Origin of the sequence: Methyloceanibacter sp., from assembly GCF_050726195.1 — a bacterium.
GTDB lineage: Bacteria > Pseudomonadota > Alphaproteobacteria > Rhizobiales > Methyloligellaceae > Methyloceanibacter.
In genome coordinates this window covers 97,370-116,235 of the sequence record NZ_JBOHJC010000011.1, presented here as the reverse complement: position 1 = coordinate 116,235, position 18,866 = coordinate 97,370, and the positions used below count along the sequence as shown (strand labels likewise).

Below are 18,866 nucleotides of genomic sequence, written 5' to 3'. Positions count from 1 at the left end.
GAGGTGGAGCTTGCCGCCGCGCCTTCATCCTCATCTTCAGCCACAAGTACGGCGATGGGTTGGTTCACCGGCACGTTCTCGGCGCCTTCCGCCACGAGCAGTTTGCCGACCGTGCCGTCGTCGACCGCCTCGACCTCCATGGTCGCCTTGTCGGTCTCGATCTCGGCGATGATATCGCCGGCGTGAACGGGATCGCCCTCGCGCACCAGCCATTTGACGAGCGTGCCCGCCTCCATGGTAGGCGACAGCTGCGGCATGAGGATTTCCGTCGGCATGGTGTCAGAGCGGTCCACGGGTCGCCATGGCTTGTTCCCAATGTTTGCCGTCGAAGATCGCGATGCGCGCGACGGCGACCTCGCCCTCGTCGAGGCAGCGCACGTTGACGCTATAGCCGTCGGGCTTCGACCGCGGCACGTAGAAGCTCTTTACGCCGCATACGGAGCAAAAGTGGTGTTGCGCCGTGCCGGTGTTGAAACTGTAAGTGATGAGCCTGTCTTCGCCGGCGAGAAGCCTGAAGCGCTCCTTGGCGACGATGAGGTGAAGATAGCCGCTCTTGCGGCAGATCGAGCAGGTGCACTCGTAGGCCTCGATTTCGTCGGGCGCGAGCACCTCTAAGCGGACCGCGCCGCAATGGCAGCCGCCCTGCTTCCAGCTCATCGGAGTTTCGGGCATGCGCGTCACTCCCGGTAGCAGACGGATTTCGCCGCCTTGACGATGCTCTCCACCGACGGCAGCGCCAGCTTCTCGAGATTGGCGGCGTAGGGCATCGGCACGTCGGCGCCAGTGATCTTCAGAGGCGGCGCGTCGAGATAATCGAAGGCTTGCGCCGTCACCTGCGCGCATACCTCCGAGCCGATGGAGCAGATCGGCCAGCCCTCCTCCACCGTGACAATGCGGTTGGTCTTCTTGACCGACGCGATCACGGTGGCGATGTCGAGCGGCCGCAAGGTGCGCAAGTCGATCACCTCTGCCGCGATGCCCTCCCCGGCAAGCCGATCGGCGGCGTCGAGCGTGTAGGCAAGCCCGCGCGAATACGACACCAAGGTCACGTCGCGACCGGCGCGGGCGATGCGCGCTCTGCCGATGGGCAGCACGAAGTCGTCCAACTTCGGCACCTCGAAGCTCTGGCCGTAGAGGATCTCGTTCTCCAGGAACACCACCGGGCTGTTATCGCGAATGGCCGCTTTCAGCAGCCCCTTGGCGTCGGCGGCTGTGTAGGGCGCGATCACCTTCAATCCCGGCACATGGGCGTACCACGCCGAATAGTCCTGGCTGTGCTGCGCGGCAACGCGCGCCGCCGGGCCGTTGGGTCCGCGAAACACGATGGGGCAATGCATCTGTCCGCCCGACATATAGAGCGTCTTGGCGGCGGAGTTGACGATGTGGTCGATGGCCTGCATGGCGAAGTTCCACGTCATGAACTCGACGATGGGCCGCAAGCCGGCGAAGGCCGCGCCGACGCCGACGCCGGCAAAGCCGTATTCGGTGATCGGCGTGTCGATGACCCGGCGCGGGCCGAACTCTTCGAGCAGACCTTGGGTCACCTTGTAGGCGCCCTGATATTCGGCGACCTCCTCGCCCATGACGAACACGTCGGGATCGCGCCGCATCTCCTCGGCCATGGCGTCACGCAGCGCCTGGCGCACCGTGATGGTGACCATCTCGGTGCCCGGCGGCACCTCAAGCTCGGGACCAGGCTCCGGCGGCGGGACTTGCGGGCCTGCCGGCGCCTCCTCGACCAGGGGCGGCGCCTCGCCGAGGTCCGGCGGCGGCTCTGCGTCGCGGAATACCCCCTCTCCCCATTGGGGAGAGGGTTGGGGTGAGGGGGTTCCAAAGCCGGTTTGAGTCCCCTCACCCGTGTCGCTTCGCGCGTCGACTCCCGGGTCGTGGCCCGGGGGCTGGCTCTCTCCCCAATGGGGAGAGGTGGAGGATGCTGCTGCTCCTGGCGTATCCTCGCCGTCCGTCAGAAGCAGAGCGATGGGGCGATTGACGGGGATGTGCTCGGTGCCTTCGGGCACCAGGATCTTGCCAAGCCTGCCGTCGTCGCTCGCCTCGACCTCCATGGTGGCCTTGTCGGTCTCGATCTCGGCGATGACGTCGCCGGCCCGCACCTCGTCGCCTTCGCTGACATGCCACTTGGCGAGCTTGCCCTCCTCCATCGTGGGGGAGAGCGCGGGCATCAGGATTTCAGTCGGCATGGTTCAACGGCCCGCCTACGCCGTCACGTCGGTGAACAGTTCGGCCGGGTCCGGCTCCGGCTCGGCTTGCGCGAACTCCGCCGCCTCGCCGATCTGCGCCCGCACGGCGCGGTCGATCTCCTTCAGCTCGTCGTCGCTGCGGCCGGCCTCCAACAGGCGTTTGCGCGCGAGCTCGATCGGGTCGCGATGCTCGCGCATGCCCTGCACCTCTTCGCGCGTGCGGTACTTGGCGGGGTCGGACATGGAGTGTCCGCGATAGCGATACGTGAGCGCCTCGAGGATCATCGGCCCCTTGCCGCTGCGTGCATGCGCAAGAGCGCGCGCGCCGGCCGCCTTCACCTCGGCCACGTCCATGCCGTCGACCTGCTCGCCGGGAATGCCGAAGGCGAGCCCGCGGAGATACAGCTCCTCGGCCTGCGCGCTGGCGCGCTCGACCGCCGTGCCCATGGCGTAATGGTTGTTCTCGATGATGTAGACCACGGGGAGCTTCCACAACGACGCCATGTTGAAGCTCTCGTAGACCTGGCCCTGATTGGCCGCCCCTTCGCCGAAGAAGGTCAGGCACACACGGTCGTTCTCGCGGTATTTGTTGGCAAAGGCGATGCCGGAACCGAGCGGCGCCGGGGCACCGACGATGCCGTGGCCGCCATAGAACTGCTTCTCCACCGAGAACATGTGCATGGAGCCGCCCTTGCCCTTGGAGTAGCCGCTGCGGCGGCCGGTCAGCTCGGCCATGACGCCTTTGGGGTCCATGCCGGTCGCCAGCATGTGGCCATGATCGCGATACGCGGTGATGACCTGGTCGCCCTCCTCCATGGCCATGAGCATGCCGACCACCACCGCCTCCTGGCCTATGTAGAGGTGGCAGAAGCCGCCGATGGCGCCCATGCCGTAGAGCTGCCCCGCCTTTTCCTCGAAGCGGCGGATGAGCAGCATCTTGCGGTAGGCGGCGAACTCCTCGTCGGGCGAGAGGCTCGGCTTTCTGGCGCTGGCGAGCTGCCGCTCGCGCGCTTGGTCCAGCCAGAAATTTGTGGCTCCCGGCGTCAGACTTGGGCTGGTCACTCCTGGCCTCCTTCGACTCGTCCTCGCGCGCCCGCGGAAAAGCTAGCACGGCGGGAAAGGCCGCCAAAAGGTTCGGAATTGGTCTTGGTGTGCGGTTCCCTGAGCAAAGAAACTTCTGCCGGTGTCCTTGTAAGGCCGCCGAATAGTCTTGAGGGCCATGTCACAAAGCTGCGATAATTCGTGTCACTACCAGCGGCTGCAAGGTTTCGGCCTTGGGCTTACTGCTCCGAGGTCAAGGCTAAGTGCGCTTGAAATTCGTCATAGCGCGGACATGGATGGCGGTTGCAGCCTATCGCGCCGCTGTCGTCTGGGACGATGGCAACGCCGAGTGGCACCACCGGCTTGGGAGCGCGCGGGGAGCACGCGGGGACTGGAAAGGTGCCGCGTCAGCCTTTGAGGCCGCGCTTGCCCGGGACGACCGCAACGCTGCGTGGCATCAGCGGCTGGCCGCGGCGCGGGCGAAGCTTGAAGACTGGCGGGGGGTGGCGTCCGCCTACGAGGCGGCGCTTGCCCGGGACGGCAGCAATGCAGAGTGGCATCGACAGCTCGCCGCGGTGCGGGCGAAGCTTGAAGACTGGCCCGGGGTGGTGTCGGCCTACGAAGCGGCACTCGCGCGGGACGGCAGCAGTGCCGTGTGGCACCAGCGGCTGGCCGAGGCGCGGGCGAAGCTTGAGGACTGGGCCGGAGTGGCATCAGCTTACGAGGCGGCGCTCGCCCGGGACGGCAGCAACGCCATGTGGCACCAGCGGCTGGCCGAGGCGCGGACGAAGCTTGAGGACTGGCCAGGAGTGGTGTCGGCCTATGAAGCCGCACTTGCCCGGGACGGCAGCAGTGCCGTGTGGCACCAGCGGCTGGCCGGGGCGCGGACGAAGCTTGAGGACTGGCCCGGAGTGGCATCCGCCTATGAAGCGGCGCTCGCCCGGGACGGCAGCAGTGCCGTGTGGCACCAGCGGCTGGCCGAGGCGCGGGCGAAGCTTGAGGACTGGCCCGGAGTGGCGTCAGCTTACGAGGCGGCGCTCGCCCGGGACGACAGCAGTGCCGTCTGGCACCAGCGGCTGGCCGAAGCGCGGACGAAGCTTGAGGACTGGCCCGGAGTGGCATCAGCTTATGAAGCGGCGCTCGCCCGGGACGACAGCAATGCCGTGTGGCACCAACGCCTGGCCGGGGCGCGGGCGAAGCTTCGGGACTGGCGCGGTGTGGCGTCGGCCTATCAAGCGGCGCTCGCCCGGAACGCGCTCAAGCCCTATTGGCATGCACGGCTCGCGGATGCCCGCGCAAGGATGCACGATTGGCAGGGCGCGGCTGCTGCTTATGAGGCAGCCCTCAACCTAGATGCCTCGAACGCGAACTGGCATGTCCAGCTGGGGATTGCGCGAATGAGGTTGGAGGACTGGTCGGACGCTGCGAAGGCGTACAACGCGGCTCTCACCCTCGATCCAAGTCTCGATCGTTGTCGCTACAGGCTCGGGGTATGCCTGTCGCGCGCCGGTCGAGAAACGGAAGCGTGCGATGTCGTGGCGCCGTTGATCGCCAACGGCGAAACGCAGTTGGACCAGTTCCTTTCGCTTCGGGGTCTTGATCGGCGCCTACTGGAGGAAAAAGTGCAGTTTGTGATCGGCGCCCACACACGATTAGCACGCCGCATCACCGTGGCGCACGGTTCCGAGCGAAGCGTCTATTTTGAGCATTCCAGAGTTGGCGCCGAGAGCTGCAAGCGCGTGGCTGCGTTCTATGCGTCAGTGCAACGGGAGCATGGGAACGAAGTCCCGGCCTTCCTGCCGCGCCTCCACTACCATCTCCTCGATGACGAACATGGGTACTTTTTATACGATTACTTGGAGTCCCTGCCGCCTCCCCTGTCCGACAGCGCGATCGAAGGAGTTAATGCGCAACTGGGAAAGCACATCGTAGACTGTCTCATCGAGATCAGCACCCAGCTCCATGGCCTTTTCGATCGCAGTATCAAGGCCCGCGGTTTCATCCCGGCGAGGCTTTCGACCTGCGACGGACAGGCTCATCTGGAAAGCCAACTCCACAAGTTCCACGAGGATCGGGAGCACATTGATCTGCTCAAGACCGTCGTCGAGAAGTGGGATGTGAACTATGCGAAATCGCTGCCGACCGCGTTCGCGCACGGCGACCTCAACACAAGGAACCTGATGCTTTCGAAACACGGGAGGATCGGCATTGTGGATTGGGAGAATTACGGCCAGGCGCCGATCGGGTTTGATCTCGTCCGCTTCTTCTACGATCGGCTGGGGTGTTCCGCGTTCGCGCCGCTCATGGAGCGGTACTTCGACGGAGTCGCCCCGCGGACCACGCCACTCCAAAGAAAGTACTCGGTCGCGGTGCTGGCGGTCATTGTCGGGACCGTCTTGAATCGGCCCATACCAAAAAAGATGATCCGCGACCTTGCAAATTGCCTTGAGACTTAGCGCGGCGTCAGGGGGCCGGTCGGGTCGGGCTCGCGGCGCTTCCTCATCACGAGGTCGTCGGGATGAGCGAGGTTCAGAATGGCGCGGGCCCGCTCGTCCAGCATGTCAGGGTCGAGGCTCTCAGGCCGCAGCAGCGCCACGTCGCGCTCGATCCTCTGCTTCACCTCGCGAAGCCCGGCCAGCTCGCCTTCGAGCACGTCCTTGCGCCGCTCGAGGTCGGCGCGCGCCGTCAAGCCATGGTCGCCGTTCTGGAGGTGGTAGCCGAAATAGCCGCCGACGCTCAACGCCACGATTGGAAAGATGAAAGCCCGGAACCGCACGGTTTCCCCCGTAGTAGTTGTCATTCCCGCGAAAGCGGGAATCCAGTAACCCAGGACGTCGATGATCTGGGATGCAGGGGTTACTGGATTGCCCGGTCAAGCCGGCAATGATAAGGCTCGAGAGAATCGCCGACAGACGGTTAAGCTGAAGTTACTGCGGGCGCTTCAGCACCGCGGCGCCGGCGTAGCGCGCCTTTGGACCCAGCTCCTCCTCGATGCGGATGAGCTGGTTGTACTTGGCGACCCGGTCGGAGCGGGCGAGCGAGCCGGTCTTGATCTGCCCGCAATTGGTGGCCACGGCGAGATCGGCGATGGTCGCGTCCTCCGTCTCGCCGGAACGATGCGACATCACCGCGGCATAGTGCGCTTCTTGCGCCATGCGCACGGCGTCGAGCGTCTCGGTCAAGGTGCCGATCTGGTTGACCTTGACGAGGATGGCGTTGGCGATGCGCCGCTCGATGCCTTCTTTTAGCCGCGCAATATTGGTCACGAAAATGTCGTCGCCGACGAGCTGGATGCGGTCGCCGAGCGCCTCCGTAAGCCCGCGCCAGCCGTCCCAGTCGTCCTCCGCCATGCCGTCCTCGATGGAGAAGATGGGATAGTTGGTCACGAGCTCGGTGTAGTACGAGGTCATCTGGTCGGCGGTCAGGCTCCGCTTCTCGCCTTTGAGGAAATAGCGATCCTCGCCGTAAAGCTCCGTCGCCGCCACGTCGAGCGCGAGGTAGATGTCCTCGCCAGGCCGGTAGCCGGCCGCGGCGATCGCCGCCATGACGAAGTCGAGCGCCTCGCGGGTCGAGGCGAGATTGGGCGCGAAGCCGCCCTCGTCGCCGACATTGGTGTTCTGGCCGGCGCCCTTCAACGCGTGGCGCAGCGCGTGGAACACTTCGGCGCCCATGCGCACCGCCTCGGCGATGCTGGTCGCGCCGACCGGCACGATCATGAATTCCTGGAAGTCGATGGGGTTGTCGGCGTGCACGCCGCCGTTGACGATGTTCATCATCGGCACCGGCAGAAGAGTTGCGTCCTCGCCGCCAAGATAGCGGTAGAGCGGCTCCTCCTTGGAAGCAGCCTCGGCCTTGGCCGCCGCCAGCGACACGCCGAGAATGGCGTTGGCGCCGAGCCGCTTCTTGTTGTCGGTGCCGTCCAGCTCGCACAACAGCTTGTCGAGCCCCTTCTGGTCGCCGGCGTCGAAGCTCTTGAGCGCCTCGCGGATCTCGCCGTTGACCGACTCGACCGCGCGCCGCACGCCCTTGCCGCCGTAGCGCTCGCCGCCGTCGCGCAATTCGTGCGCCTCATGCGCGCCAGTGGAGGCGCCGGACGGCACGGCGGCGCGGCCGTGATGGCCGTCCTCCAGCACGACGTCGACCTCGACGGTCGGGTTGCCGCGGCTATCGAGGATTTCCCGGCCGACGATGGTGGCGATGGCGGTCATGAGTGCGTTGCCCTCAAAATGTGCGGCCGTCTTAGCCTAGGCGGCCGGGAAGCGAAAGGCGTATATAGGCGCATCTGCGAAGGGAGGTTCTAGTGACGGAAACGGCAAGCTACAGCGGCGGGTGTCACTGCGGGTGCGTGCGCTACGAGGTGGAGACCGACCTTGCGGCGGTGATGTCCTGCAACTGCTCGATCTGTCAGAAGCGCGGGGCGCTGCTGACCTTTTTGCCCACCGGGCAATTCACGCTGCTGTCGGGCGAAGAGGGCCTCACCGATTACCAGTTCAACCAGAAGATCGTCCATCACCTGTTCTGCGGCACGTGCGGGGTCGGCTCCTTCGCGCGCGGACGCGCACCGGACGGGTCGGAGATGGTGGCGGTCAATGTCCGTTGTCTCGATGACGTCGACCCTGCCGCCCTGACGGTCCGGCCGTTCGACGGCAGGAGTCTTTGACCCATGGCGTCCCCGGCGGCGCTCGTGCTGTTCTCCGGCGGTCAAGACTCCACGGTCTGCCTTGCCTATGCCCTCGACCGTTACACGCGGGTCGAGACCGTGGGCTTCGACTACGGCCAGCGCCACGGGGTCGAGCTTGCGTGCCGGCAAAAGGTGCGGGACGAGATCGCGCGCCGCTTCCCGGAGTGGGGCGAGAGGCTCGGCCCCGACCACATGCTCGACGTCAAGAGCTTCGGCGCCATCGGCGACACCTCCCTCACCTCCGACACCGAGATCGTGATGTTGGACTCAGGCCTGCCCTCCACCTTCGTGCCGGGGCGCAATCTCGCGTTCTTCGTCTATGCCGCCGCGCTCGGCTATCGGCGGGGTCTCACCACCTTGGTCGGCGGCATGTGCGAGACCGACTATTCCGGCTATCCCGACTGCCGCGACGCGACGTTGCGCGCACTTCAGGAGGCGATCAGGCTCGGCACCGAAATCCCCTTCTCAATCGACACGCCGCTGATGTGGCGCTCGAAGGCGGAGACCTGGGCGTACGCGCAAGAGCTCGGCGGCGCGGCGCTGGTGCGCCTCATCATCGAGGAGACGCACACCTGCTACAAAGGCGAGCGTGGGTTAAGGCACGATTGGGGCTATGGCTGCGGCGCGTGCCCCGCGTGCCAGCTCCGCGCCAAGGGCTATGCGGCGTGGCAGGCCTCCCAGCAAGGCGAACGCCGGCAACGCAACGTCTCAAGCTGAACGGCGGACAACGACGGGTTCAGGCGGCATACAGGCGGGTTGTACGAGACTCCATCCATCAACCGAGTGAACAACGGACGAAACCGGGCTCGGGGATGCGTTGAACAGGAGCAAGACCATGACCAAGCACAGCCGCATCGGCCTGATCGTTATCGCCGCGGTGTTCGGGACTGCTTTCGCGCAGAGCGCGTTGGCGGCGCCGAAGCCGCTTTGCCAGAACTACGCCCAACTCGCCGTGAACTCGTACCATCGTATGCAAGCGCTTGACCTCGGGTGCCAAGGCTTCCGCTGGCATGCCTGGTACAATGGCCATTACGAGTGGTGTCGTTCGACATCCGGGGTATCGGCGCAGTCCGAGACCATCGCCCGCAAGCGGACCCTCTTCAGCGGTCAGTGCTAACCGTCTCACGACGATTGCCTTTCGTGCATCGCCCGGCTACGTGCCGGGCGATGCTTTTTCGAACCCTGCCAACGGCTTCGCTCGGCCGGTCAGTAAAGCGCGTGCAGAATCACCCCGCATGGGCCAGTCTGCCGCTGACCTTGGTTCAAGGATCGGTCGGGGGACATGCTTGAGCAGGGGAAGACCGGGGCCGGCTACAAGACCTACCAATTGATCGGCCTCTTCTTGGGGCCGGCCTGCTTCGTGGCGCTCTTGCTGAGCCCTGCGCCTTCCGGCCTCTCGCCCGCGGGCTGGGCCACGGCGGCGCTTGCCGTATGGATGGCCATCTGGTGGGCGACCGAGGCGTTGCCGCTGTTCGCCACGGCACTGTTGCCGCTGATCCTCTTGCCGGTGCTCGGCATCTCCGACATCCACGCCGCCGCCACGCCGTTCGCCAACCCGGTGGTGTTTCTCCTGCTCGGCGGCTTTCTTATCGCGTTGGCCGTGGAGCGGTGGAACCTGCACCGGCGCATCGCCTTCCATATCATCTTGCGCGTCGGCAACCGGCCGCTGAACCTCGTGGGCGGGATCATGCTGGCGACGGCCGCACTCAGCATGTGGATCAGCAACACCGCCACCACCGTCATGATGCTGCCCATCGCCGTCTCGCTGATCACCGTGGTTCTGCCGAACGGGGCGAATCGCGGACGCGACGAGATCAATTTCGCCGCCGCCATGATGCTGGGCGTCGCCTATGCCGCCTCGATCGGCGGCACCGGCACCATCATCGGCTCGCCGCCGAATGCGCTCGCCGTGAGCTATCTCGACCAGGCGTTCCATGTTCAGGTGACGTTCGCCGAATGGATGGCCGTGGCGCTGCCGATCGCCGTGGTGTTGCTCGGCTGCGCGTTTTTGGTTCTGACGCGCATCGCCTTCCCATTCTCGGACAGGCTCGGAGGCACCGAGGCTCATGTCGTCGCCGATATGTTGCGGGCCATGGGACCGGTGAGCGCGCCCGAGAAGCGGGTCGCGGCGGTGTTCGCAACCGTCGCCGCGGCCTGGGTCTTCTACCCGCTGGTCGACGATTGGATCGGTCTCAAGATCAGCGATACCGGAATCGCCATCGCCGGCGCCGTGGCGCTGTTCGCCATTCCGGCCGATTGGCGGAGTAGAACGTTTCTCTTGGATTGGGCGACGGCGCGCCGCACGCCCTGGGACATTCTTATCCTGTTCGGCGGCGGCTTGAGCCTGGCTCAGGCGATGGACAGCTCTGGCCTCGCGGTCTGGATCGGAAACAGCCTCTCCTTCCTGCACGGCACGCCGCTCATCGTGCTCGTGTTCGGCGTCGCGCTGCTCGTCGTGTTCCTCACCGAGCTGATGAGCAATACGGCGACGGCCGCGGCTTTCCTGCCGGTGGCGGGGAGCCTCGCCATCGGCGCGGAGGTGGCACCCTTCCTGATCGCCGTGCCGGTCGGACTCGCAGCCTCTTCCGCCTACATGCTGCCGGTCGCCACCCTACCCAATGCTCTCGTGTTCGGCACGGGCTACGTCACCCTGCCGCAAATGCTCCGCGCCGGATTCCTGCTCAGCCTGATCGGCGCGGCGCTGATCGCGGTGGGCATCACCATCGCCGCGCCATTCCTGTAGCCCGGATGGAGCGCAGCGCAATCCGGGGGCTGAGTCCCTCCCCTTCAGGGGAGGGTCGCTCGACGCGCGGAACGCGACGAGACGGGTGGGGTGTGGGATTTGATTCTACCGCTTCGATTCTTGAGAGCGACGCCCTGTCGCACAGTATGTAGCCCGGATGAAGCGAAGCGAAATCCGGGTCTGCATCCCCGCATTCCGCTTCGCTCCATGCGGGCTACATTGCCTGTGAAACTATTCCTAGACCTCCGCCTCAGCCTCCGCTACACTGCACCTACCTCGTCCTTCTGAAGGGGCGTTGCTCTAAAGGCGTCTTGAGTGGCGGGACGGGGTGCGGCGCCTGCGGGTTTATGCACGCAGCATGAGCACTCGGGCGGCGCCGGGGCTCCGCCCGGGACCATTAGGAGTCCCTGTCAGGAGCTGACTGACCGACCGGCCATAGCCGGCAACGGAAAGCGCGGCCCGGCGCCGCATAGACGCCGCGATTGGCGCGCCGGAAGGCGCCCGCCGCGGTCCCCAAAAAGGAACGCGGACACCATTACGGACTGCGCCTCTCGGCGCGCCACCCCCTCGTGTCCAGAGGGGGAGAAAAGGAGCATCTGCCGGACGCGACCGCGCCGCGGCAGCGCTGTCGCGCGACTTGCGTCGGCCGGGCGAAAGGACCAAGTTTCGGGCATGTATGCAGTCAAGGAGATCTACTACACCTTGCAAGGCGAAGGCGCCCAAGCCGGGCGTCCGGCGGTGTTCTGCCGCTTCGCCGGCTGCAATCTGTGGTCGGGGCGCGAGGCGGACCGCGCCGAGGCGACTTGCGATTTCTGCGACACGGATTTCGTCGGCACCGATGGTCCGGGCGGCGGCAAGTTCGCGGACGCCGAGGCGCTCGCGCACGCGTGCCGCGCGGCGTGGCGCGGCAACTCCGGCACGCCCCCCTTCGTGGTGCTGACCGGCGGCGAGCCGATGCTGCAAGTCGACGAGCCGCTCATCGCCGCGCTGCACCAGGCGGGCTTCGCGGTGGCCATCGAAACGAACGGCACGCTACCCGTGCCGCGCGCGATCGACTGGATCTGCGTGAGCCCCAAGGCCGGCGCGCCGCTCGTGCAGCGCTCGGGCGACGAATTGAAGCTCGTCTATCCGCAAGAGGCCCTTATAATTGAGGAGCTTGGCGTGCTCGACTTCACCCATTTTCTCATCCAGCCTAAGGATGAGGGTGCGAATAACCCGCTAAACCTCCGCGCCGCCATCGATTATTGCCTTGCCCACCCCAAGTGGCGCCTGAGCCTCCAGACGCACAAGCTCCTGGGCATCCCTTAACTACGGATTGGGCTCAAGCCCTGGCCCAGACACGCGAAATCCCCTAAACAGCGGCCATGCGGATCTACAAGGAATTCTTCTTCGAGGCGGCGCACTTCCTGCCGTCGGCGCCGCCGGGTCATCCCAATGCGCGGGTGCACGGACATTCGTTCCGCGTGCGGGTCACGGTCGACGGCGAGCCGGACGAGGATACCGGCATCCTCGTGCATTTCGATGAGTTAGAGGCGGCGGTGTCGGACGCGCGCGCCGCGCTCGACCACCGCCTACTGAACGAGGTGGAGGGGCTCGCCTCCCCCACTCTGGAGCGCATCGCCATGTGGCTGTGGGACCGGCTGCACAACCGGCTGCCCGGCCTCGCCGAGATCGTGGTCGCTCGCGATTCATGCCACGAAGGCTGCATCTATAACGGGCCGCCGATGCGGCTCGCCGCGGAGTAGGACGATGGCGCGGAAGATCACCGGCTTGAAGCAGCTCGGCCACGAAGTCCCTGTACCGAAATCGCCGGCCGAGGCCGAGCTCGAGCGGGTGCCCAACCCGCACGCCGACACGGCCTATGTGGCGCGCTTCACCGCGCCGGAGTTCACCTGCCTCTGCCCGGTCACCGGCCAGCCCGACTTCGCGCATTTCGTCATCGACTACGCGCCGGGCAAATGGCTGCTCGAATCGAAGTCGCTCAAGCTTTATCTGGCGAGCTTCCGCAACACGGCGGCGTTCCACGAGGACGCGACCATCACCATCGGCAAGCGCGTCGCCGATCTGGTGGAGCCGGCCTGGCTCCGGATCGGCGGCTATTGGTTCCCGCGCGGCGGCATCCCCATCGATGTGTTCTGGCAGCACGGCGCGCCGCCCGACGGCGTCTGGATCCCCGAGCAAGGCGTCGCGCCCTATCGCGGGCGCGGGTGAGCGCCACGGCCGATCTCGTCATCACCAACGGCGACGCCGCGGGCGAGCTGTTGCGGCATACTTTGCAAGGGGCCGAGGTCCTACCCTGGCGCGACGTGCTGCATGAGGGGCCGGTCCCGTTGACGGCGACGCTCGAGGAGCTGACCGCCATTCGCATCGAGTATCTGGCGGGCGCCGGCGGCGGGGACATCGGCGCCATCGAGTTCGAGCTGACGGCGCGCGACCGCGGGCTCGCGATGAGTCCCGATTTCGGCCGGGTGGTGCTGTGGTTCGAGCACGATCTCTACGACCAGCTTCAACTGTTGCAGGTGCTCGATTGGTTCGCCGCGCATCCAAGGAGCGAGGCCGATACCTTGGTCCTCGTTCAGACGGAAGACTACATCGGACGGCAAGAGCCGGAAGCGATCGAAGAGCTGGCATCAACCGGGGAGGCCGTGACAGAAGGGCAGCTCGCTCTTGCCAACGGCGCCTGGGCGGCGTTTCGCCAGGCGACGCCGGAGGCCTGTACCAGTCTTCTCGGTCAGGACCTTTCGGCGCTGCCCTTCCTGCGGCCCTCGGTCTTGCGCATGCTGGAAGAGCTGCCCGGTACGGATGGCCTGTCGCGCACCGAACGGCACATGCTGGCGATTGCCGACGCCGGCTCCGTCACCGCGCTCGCGCTGTTCGTCGCCGTGCAGAAGCAGGAAGAGGCCGTGTTCATGGGCGACTGGAGCTTCTGGCGCTTGCTCGATGCGCTCGCCCTTGCCGACGAGCCGCTGATCGCCGGGCTCGAGGCCGCGCCGTTCCAGCACGATGTTCCCGAGCTGGCTAAAGCCTACCTCACGAGCAGACTTGGCCACCTCTCTCGGCAAGGCGGTCCTCTCCGGTGCCACCGACTGGGCGGCGCATCACGACGTCGATCGGTGGTGGGGCGGCACGCATCTCACCAACGATGCGCTATGGCGCTGGGACCAGACGGCCGAGAAGCTCATCCCCGCAGCTGACCTGCGATGATGGTCAGGTTAGTTCAGTCGGGGCGGCCGGTGCGCTTCACGAGACGATCGATTTCCATCAGTTCGGCAAGCAGCGGTTCCAGCGACGCAAGTGGCAGCATGTTCGGCCCGTCCGACGGTGCGCGGTCTGGGTCTTGGTGCGTCTCGATGAAGAGTCCTGCCACCCCCACAGCCACGGCGGCGCGGGCGAGCACCGGTACGAAGCGGCGTTCGCCGCCGCTCGACCCCCCCTGTCCTCCGGGCTGCTGCACCGAATGGGTCGCGTCGAAGATGACCGGCGCGCCGGTCTCGGCGAGGATCGGCAGCGCGCGCATGTCGGACACGAGGGTGTTGTAACCAAACGACACGCCGCGCTCGGTGACGAGCACGTTGGGATTGCCGGCGCCGACCACCTTGGCCACGACGTGGCGCATGTCCCATGGCGCGAGGAACTGGCCCTTCTTGACGTTGACCGGCTTGCCGGTGCGCGCCGCGGCAACAAGAAGGTCGGTCTGGCGGCACAGGAAAGCGGGGATCTGCAGCACGTCGACCGCCTCGGCCACGGCGGTGCATTGCTCTGGCTCGTGCACGTCGGTGACGACGGGAAGCCCGATCGATTCTCGTATCTCGGCGAAGACAGGGAGCGCCTGTTTGAGGCCGAGCCCGCGCGCGCTTCCCGCGCTGGTGCGGTTCGCCTTGTCGAACGACGATTTGTAAACGAGGCCGATGCCGAGCCGGTTCGCGATCTCTCCGAGCGCCGCCGCAGTTTCAAGCGCGTGCGCCCGGCTTTCCAGCGCGCACGGGCCTGCCATCAGCACGATCGGCAAGCCGTTGCCGAACTTTGCTTTTCCGATTGCGACGGTGGCGGCGGGGGCCGGCTTCAGGGCTTCGTTCATGGCCGGACCATGGGCCTCCGTCTTCGCACCGTCAACTGGGCGGGAAGCTCACTCGCTTTCTGTCCGCTTCCATTGCGGCCGCTCCTTGTCGTAGCGCCGGACGACGCTCGGGAACTCAGGCAGCCATGGCTCGCGCCTTATGGTCCACAGCTCGTATTGTGGTTGCCACAGTCCGGTCTCGTCGAACGAGCCGGGATAAAGATAGATCTCGTCCGGCCGGCCGTAGCTCGAATAGACCGGCGCGCCGCACGACGGGCAGGCGTAGCGCCTACCCTTTTCCGAGCTCTCGAACAACAGCACGTCCCCCTCGACCGTTACGGCCTCGGTCGGGAACACGGCGAAGAAGCCGAACGGCGCGCCGTGCGCCTTGCGGCAGGTGAGGCAATGGCAGACGCCTACGCGGTAGGGCTCCCCCCTCGCCTCGAAGCGCACCTTGCCGCACGCGCAGCCGCCTTTGTGGACGTTGTCAGACATTGTGCAGTCCAGGAGTTAAACGAGGCGGCTCTGCTCGACGGCGGCGCCGATGAAGGACTTGAACAGCGGGTGGGGCGCGAAGGGTCGCGACTTCAGCTCGGGGTGGAACTGCACGCCGACGAACCAGGGATGGTCGGGGATCTCGACGATCTCCGGCAGGAGGCCGTCCGGCGAAAGGCCGGAGAAGCGCAGGCCCGCCCCTTCGAGCTTGTTGCGGTAGCGAGTATTCACCTCGTAGCGGTGGCGATGGCGTTCGGAGATGTGGGTCGAGCCGTAGATGGCCGCCGCGTTGCTGTCCTTGGCGAGCACGGCCTCGTAGGCGCCGAGGCGCATGGTGCCGCCGAGATTGCCGTTCTGCTCGCGGCGCTCGAGCTCCTCGCCCTTCATCCATTCTGTCATGAGGCCGATCACCGGCTCGTCAGTGGGGCCGAACTCGGTCGAGCTTGCGTCGTCGATGCCGGCGAGATCGCGGGCGACCTCGATCACCGCCATCTGCATGCCGAAGCAGATGCCGAAATATGGAAGCCGCCTGGTGCGCGCGTAACGGGCCGCGTGAATCTTTCCTTCGGCGCCGCGCTCGCCGAAGCCGCCGGGCACAAGGATGCCGTGCACGTCCTCAAGATAGGCGGCGGCGTCCTCTCCTTCGAAGGTCTGCGACTCGATCCACTCGAGATTGACCTTGACCTTATTGGCGATGCCGCCGTGGACCAGCGCCTCGTTGAGCGACTTGTAGGCGTCCTTGAGGCCGGTGTACTTGCCGACAATGGCCACGGTGACCTCGCCGTCCGGCTCGGCGATGGTCTGGGAAATCTCCTGCCACATGCGCAAGTCGGGCTCCGGTGCATTGGTGATGCCGAAGGCCGCCAGCACCTCGCGATCGAGCCCTTCTCGATGATAGGCGACCGGCACGTCGTAGATGCTCGGCACGTCGAGCGCCTGGATCACCGCCTCGGGCCGCACGTTGCAGAACAGCGCGATCTTGCGCCGCTCGTCGCGCGGCAACGGGCGGTCGGTGCGGCACAGAAGCACGTCGGGCTGGATGCCGATGGAGCGCAGTTCCTTGACGGAGTGCTGGGTCGGCTTGGTTTTGAGTTCGCCCGCGCTCGGGATGAACGGCACGAGCGTCAAATGGATAAAGGCGGTCGAGCCCCGCGGCAGCTCGTTGCCGAGCTGGCGGATCGCCTCGAAGAAGGGCAGTCCCTCGATGTCGCCCACCGTGCCGCCGATTTCGCACAGCACGAAGTCGACGCCTTCGTTGCCTGCGGTGATGAACGCCTTGATGGCGTCGGTGACGTGGGGAATGACCTGGACGGTCGAGCCGAGATAGTCGCCGCGGCGCTCCTTGGCGATGATCTCCTGATAGATGCGCCCCGTGGTGATGTTGTCGGCCTGGCTCGCCGGACGTCCGGTGAAGCGCTCGTAATGGCCGAGGTCGAGGTCGGTCTCGGCGCCGTCGTCGGTGACGAACACCTCGCCGTGCTGATAGGGGCTCATGGTCCCCGGATCGACATTGAGATAGGGGTCGAGCTTGCGTAGACGAACGCTAAACCCCCGCGCCTGCAGAAGCGCCCCTAGCGCCGCCGAAGCGAGCCCCTTGCCGAGTGAGGAAACCACGCCGCCGGTAATGAAGACGTACCGCGCCATGGGCCTCGACCATACACCGAGTCCGCGCGGCGGCGTAGCCCCAAACACGCAGGCGGAGGGTCGTCTTGCCGCAGGCGGGCGAGCCTATTCGGACTGGGGTGCTTGCGGCGCGGCGGGCGCCGGCGGGGCCTCTGGGGCAGCGGGAGCCGGCGCGGCCGGGATCTGCAAGGGCGCGAGGCCGTCCGAGCCGGCCGGCAGAATCGACGGCGTGCCCGTGCGCTGGCTTGCCAAGATCCCAAGCGTGAGGCTCGTCACGAAGAAGCAGGCCGCAAGGATTGCCGTGGTCTTGGTCAGGGCATTGCCGGCACTGCGGCCGGTCATGAAGCCGCCGCCTCCGCCGCCGCCGATGCCGAGCGCTCCGCCCTCGGACCGCTGCAGCAGCACGACGCCGACCAGCGCCACGGCAATCATGACGTGAATCAGGAGAATGACAGTACTCATTGGGTCGCCTTGATGCTTTCAGGCGCTCTCTTATCCGAATCCGCCACGGTTTGGCTAGGCCCTGGCTCCAGGGTTCCCGAGGTTGTGACCCCCTCTGAATCGCCGGCTTCTTGCACTTCGTCTTGCCCGGTATCGGCGGCGACTGTCTCCTCCGCATCGGCCAAGGACGGCTTGCGCAGCGGCAGGAGCGAGGTCGAGGCCGCGTCGGCAAGAATCTTGGGCGCCTCCGTGGCGGCGACCTCGGTCGGCGGCAGATCAGGCTTGCGGTCCGGCAAAGGCACGGGTTGCGGCTTGGGCATCACCACGCCGTCGCTGCGGCAGCGGAAGGCAAGTTTCTCTTCGACCAGCAAATACTGCCTGACCTTCTCGATCTCTTCGGGGGTGTGGAGATGGTCCTTGACCCAGTCGGGACCGCGCTCGAGCGCCGCTTTGATGTCATTGGTGAAGAGGCTGCGGCGTTCCGACTCGAGGCTGGCGCAGGCGTCTTTGTTGAGCGGCTCGGCCAAGGCGTTGCCCCCAAGCACGAGGGCCAAGCCTCCGACGAGCAGCGCCCCGCCGATGAAGCGCGAGATCGATATCATGGCTCTGGGACCCCCCCTGCCGTGATCGACTAATCACAATGACCAAGATAGCCTGATTTGCCAAGCCCCGTCCCGATAAGAGTTTTCCTTGTCCTCAAGCGGTCCGTTCCCGGCCATAGACGGCCAAAATCGCATAAAAATCATCGGCCTTGAGGCTCGCGCCGCCGACCAGCGCGCCATTAACGTCAGGCACGTACAGGAGCTCGCCGGCATTGGCAGGCTTCACCGAGCCGCCATAGAGAATGCGCATCGCCCCGCTCTGCCCATTGCCAAGCAGTTGGCCGAGCACGCTGCGGATGAAGCCATGCACCTCCGCGACATCGGCTGGCGTCGGCGTGAGGCCCGAGCCGATTGCCCAGACCGGCTCGTAGGCGATCACAGTGTTGGCGGCGCGGGCTTCTTCCGGTACCGAACCCTGAAGTTCGCGTTTGACCACGGACATCGTCGCGCCCTCGCTGCGCTCGGCTTCCGTCTCGCCGACGCAGATGATGGCCGTGAGGCCGGCGCGATAAGCCGCAAGCGCCTTTGCATTAACGAGCGCATCGGTCTCGCCGTGATCCATACGTCGTTCGGAGTGTCCGACGATGACGGCCTTGGCGCCGGCATCGGCCAGCATCTCGGCGGAGATATCGCCGGTATGGGGTCCCGAAGCCAGAGGGTGACAGTCTTGCGCCCCGAGGACGATCTCGGACCCCTGAAGCACCTCTGGCGCCCGGGTAAGAAGGGTGGCGGGCGGGCAGACCATGACTTCAACCTCCGGAATCGGGGCTTGAGCCAGGCGCTTCCGAAGCGTGCTGAGTTCTACCAGGGAGGATCCCGTGCCGTGCATCTTCCAATTGCCGGCGACAAGCGGCCTGATCGCTGCCACGTCCCCTACCCCCGCTTTCCGCTTCAAACGCTTTCGCGCCTATGCGGTTTCCCCGCTTCACCAAGTTTTCGGCACTTAATCGCGGCTGCCTTGCCGCGCTTGACCTTGCTACCTATG

The 18,866-nt window shown here is 66.0% G+C and carries 21 protein-coding genes; 9 read left to right on the top strand and 12 right to left on the bottom strand.

The annotated features are described in order from the left end of the window. The 4 genes from ACRECX_RS09695 to pdhA all read right to left on the bottom strand — a co-directional run. On the bottom strand, positions 1–275 hold a 275-nt coding region (locus ACRECX_RS09695; protein WP_431558631.1), incomplete at its 3' end, for a biotin/lipoyl-containing protein. Between the two features lie 4 nt (positions 276–279). Beyond that, positions 280–672: a GFA family protein gene (locus ACRECX_RS09690; RefSeq protein WP_431558627.1), complete on the bottom strand. Its 393-nt coding sequence runs from the start codon at positions 670–672 to the stop codon at positions 280–282. Between the two features lie 5 nt (positions 673–677). After that, the gene (locus ACRECX_RS09685; RefSeq protein WP_431558626.1) at positions 678–2,198 is read right to left on the bottom strand and encodes a pyruvate dehydrogenase complex E1 component subunit beta; all 1,521 of its coding nucleotides are present in this window, start codon (positions 2,196–2,198) and stop codon (positions 678–680) included. A 15-nt stretch (positions 2,199–2,213) separates the two neighbouring features. Then, on the bottom strand, positions 2,214–3,134 hold the full coding sequence (pdhA, locus tag ACRECX_RS09680; protein ID WP_431558630.1) for a pyruvate dehydrogenase (acetyl-transferring) E1 component subunit alpha: 921 nt from the start codon (positions 3,132–3,134) through the stop codon (positions 2,214–2,216). Between the two features lie 374 nt (positions 3,135–3,508). Between pdhA and ACRECX_RS09675 the strand changes: the two genes are divergently transcribed. Beyond that, a complete protein-coding gene (locus ACRECX_RS09675; protein ID WP_431558625.1) occupies positions 3,509–5,695 on the top strand; it encodes a phosphotransferase in 2,187 nt (728 codons plus the stop codon). Here the strand turns inward: ACRECX_RS09675 and ACRECX_RS09670 are convergent. Both ACRECX_RS09670 and eno read right to left on the bottom strand, forming a co-directional pair. Then, a complete protein-coding gene (locus ACRECX_RS09670) occupies positions 5,692–6,015 on the bottom strand; it encodes an FtsB family cell division protein (RefSeq protein ID WP_431558624.1) in 324 nt (107 codons plus the stop codon). The genes ACRECX_RS09675 and ACRECX_RS09670 overlap by 4 nt on opposite strands. Before the next feature lie 151 nt (positions 6,016–6,166). Beyond that, positions 6,167–7,447 (bottom strand): phosphopyruvate hydratase, encoded by a 1,281-nt coding sequence (eno, locus tag ACRECX_RS09665; protein ID WP_431558623.1) that lies wholly within the window; start codon positions 7,445–7,447, stop codon positions 6,167–6,169. Between the two features lie 92 nt (positions 7,448–7,539). Here eno and ACRECX_RS09660 point away from each other — a divergent pair, with 92 nt between their 5' ends. The 8 genes from ACRECX_RS09660 (at position 7,540) to ACRECX_RS09625 (ending at position 13,857) form a co-directional block, all read left to right on the top strand. Next, positions 7,540–7,899, top strand: a complete 360-nt coding sequence (locus tag ACRECX_RS09660; protein ID WP_431558622.1) for a GFA family protein — start codon at positions 7,540–7,542, stop codon at positions 7,897–7,899. Positions 7,900–7,902: 3 nt separating this feature from the next. Continuing rightward, positions 7,903–8,637: a 7-cyano-7-deazaguanine synthase QueC gene (gene queC / locus ACRECX_RS09655; RefSeq protein ID WP_431558621.1), complete on the top strand. Its 735-nt coding sequence runs from the start codon at positions 7,903–7,905 to the stop codon at positions 8,635–8,637. Between the two features lie 118 nt (positions 8,638–8,755). Further along, positions 8,756–9,037 (top strand): hypothetical protein, encoded by a 282-nt coding sequence (locus ACRECX_RS09650; RefSeq protein ID WP_431558620.1) that lies wholly within the window; start codon positions 8,756–8,758, stop codon positions 9,035–9,037. Positions 9,038–9,202: 165 nt separating this feature from the next. Then, a complete protein-coding gene (locus ACRECX_RS09645) occupies positions 9,203–10,663 on the top strand; it encodes an SLC13 family permease (protein WP_431558619.1) in 1,461 nt (486 codons plus the stop codon). Between the two features lie 672 nt (positions 10,664–11,335). Next, positions 11,336–11,971: a 7-carboxy-7-deazaguanine synthase gene (queE, locus tag ACRECX_RS09640; protein ID WP_431558618.1), complete on the top strand. Its 636-nt coding sequence runs from the start codon at positions 11,336–11,338 to the stop codon at positions 11,969–11,971. Between the two features lie 56 nt (positions 11,972–12,027). Next, positions 12,028–12,408: a 6-pyruvoyl trahydropterin synthase family protein gene (locus ACRECX_RS09635; RefSeq protein ID WP_431558617.1), complete on the top strand. Its 381-nt coding sequence runs from the start codon at positions 12,028–12,030 to the stop codon at positions 12,406–12,408. 4 nt (positions 12,409–12,412) lie between these two features. Then, positions 12,413–12,874, top strand: a complete 462-nt coding sequence (gene queF, locus ACRECX_RS09630) for a preQ(1) synthase (RefSeq protein ID WP_431558616.1) — start codon at positions 12,413–12,415, stop codon at positions 12,872–12,874. After that, positions 12,871–13,857, top strand: a complete 987-nt coding sequence (locus ACRECX_RS09625) for a hypothetical protein (protein WP_431558615.1) — start codon at positions 12,871–12,873, stop codon at positions 13,855–13,857. The genes queF and ACRECX_RS09625 overlap by 4 nt, the downstream gene beginning before the upstream one ends. Before the next feature lie 23 nt (positions 13,858–13,880). Here the strand turns inward: ACRECX_RS09625 and kdsA are convergent, their stop codons facing one another. From kdsA to tpiA, 6 genes are all read right to left on the bottom strand, one after another. After that, positions 13,881–14,741, bottom strand: coding sequence for a 3-deoxy-8-phosphooctulonate synthase (kdsA, locus tag ACRECX_RS09620; RefSeq protein ID WP_431558614.1), 861 nt, complete (start codon positions 14,739–14,741; stop codon positions 13,881–13,883). 48 nt (positions 14,742–14,789) lie between these two features. Further along, positions 14,790–15,215, bottom strand: a complete 426-nt coding sequence (locus tag ACRECX_RS09615; protein ID WP_431558613.1) for a GFA family protein — start codon at positions 15,213–15,215, stop codon at positions 14,790–14,792. A gap of 15 nt (positions 15,216–15,230) precedes the next feature. Then, positions 15,231–16,859: a CTP synthase gene (locus ACRECX_RS09610; RefSeq protein WP_431558612.1), complete on the bottom strand. Its 1,629-nt coding sequence runs from the start codon at positions 16,857–16,859 to the stop codon at positions 15,231–15,233. Positions 16,860–16,943: 84 nt separating this feature from the next. Further along, positions 16,944–17,300: a preprotein translocase subunit SecG gene (gene secG, locus ACRECX_RS09605; protein ID WP_431558611.1), complete on the bottom strand. Its 357-nt coding sequence runs from the start codon at positions 17,298–17,300 to the stop codon at positions 16,944–16,946. Further along, a complete protein-coding gene (locus ACRECX_RS09600; RefSeq protein WP_431558610.1) occupies positions 17,297–17,881 on the bottom strand; it encodes a hypothetical protein in 585 nt (194 codons plus the stop codon). Before ACRECX_RS09600 ends, secG begins: the two co-directional genes overlap by 4 nt. 94 nt (positions 17,882–17,975) lie before the next feature. Continuing rightward, positions 17,976–18,749: a triose-phosphate isomerase gene (gene tpiA, locus ACRECX_RS09595; protein ID WP_431558609.1), complete on the bottom strand. Its 774-nt coding sequence runs from the start codon at positions 18,747–18,749 to the stop codon at positions 17,976–17,978. Between the last annotated feature and the right edge of the window lie 117 nt (positions 18,750–18,866).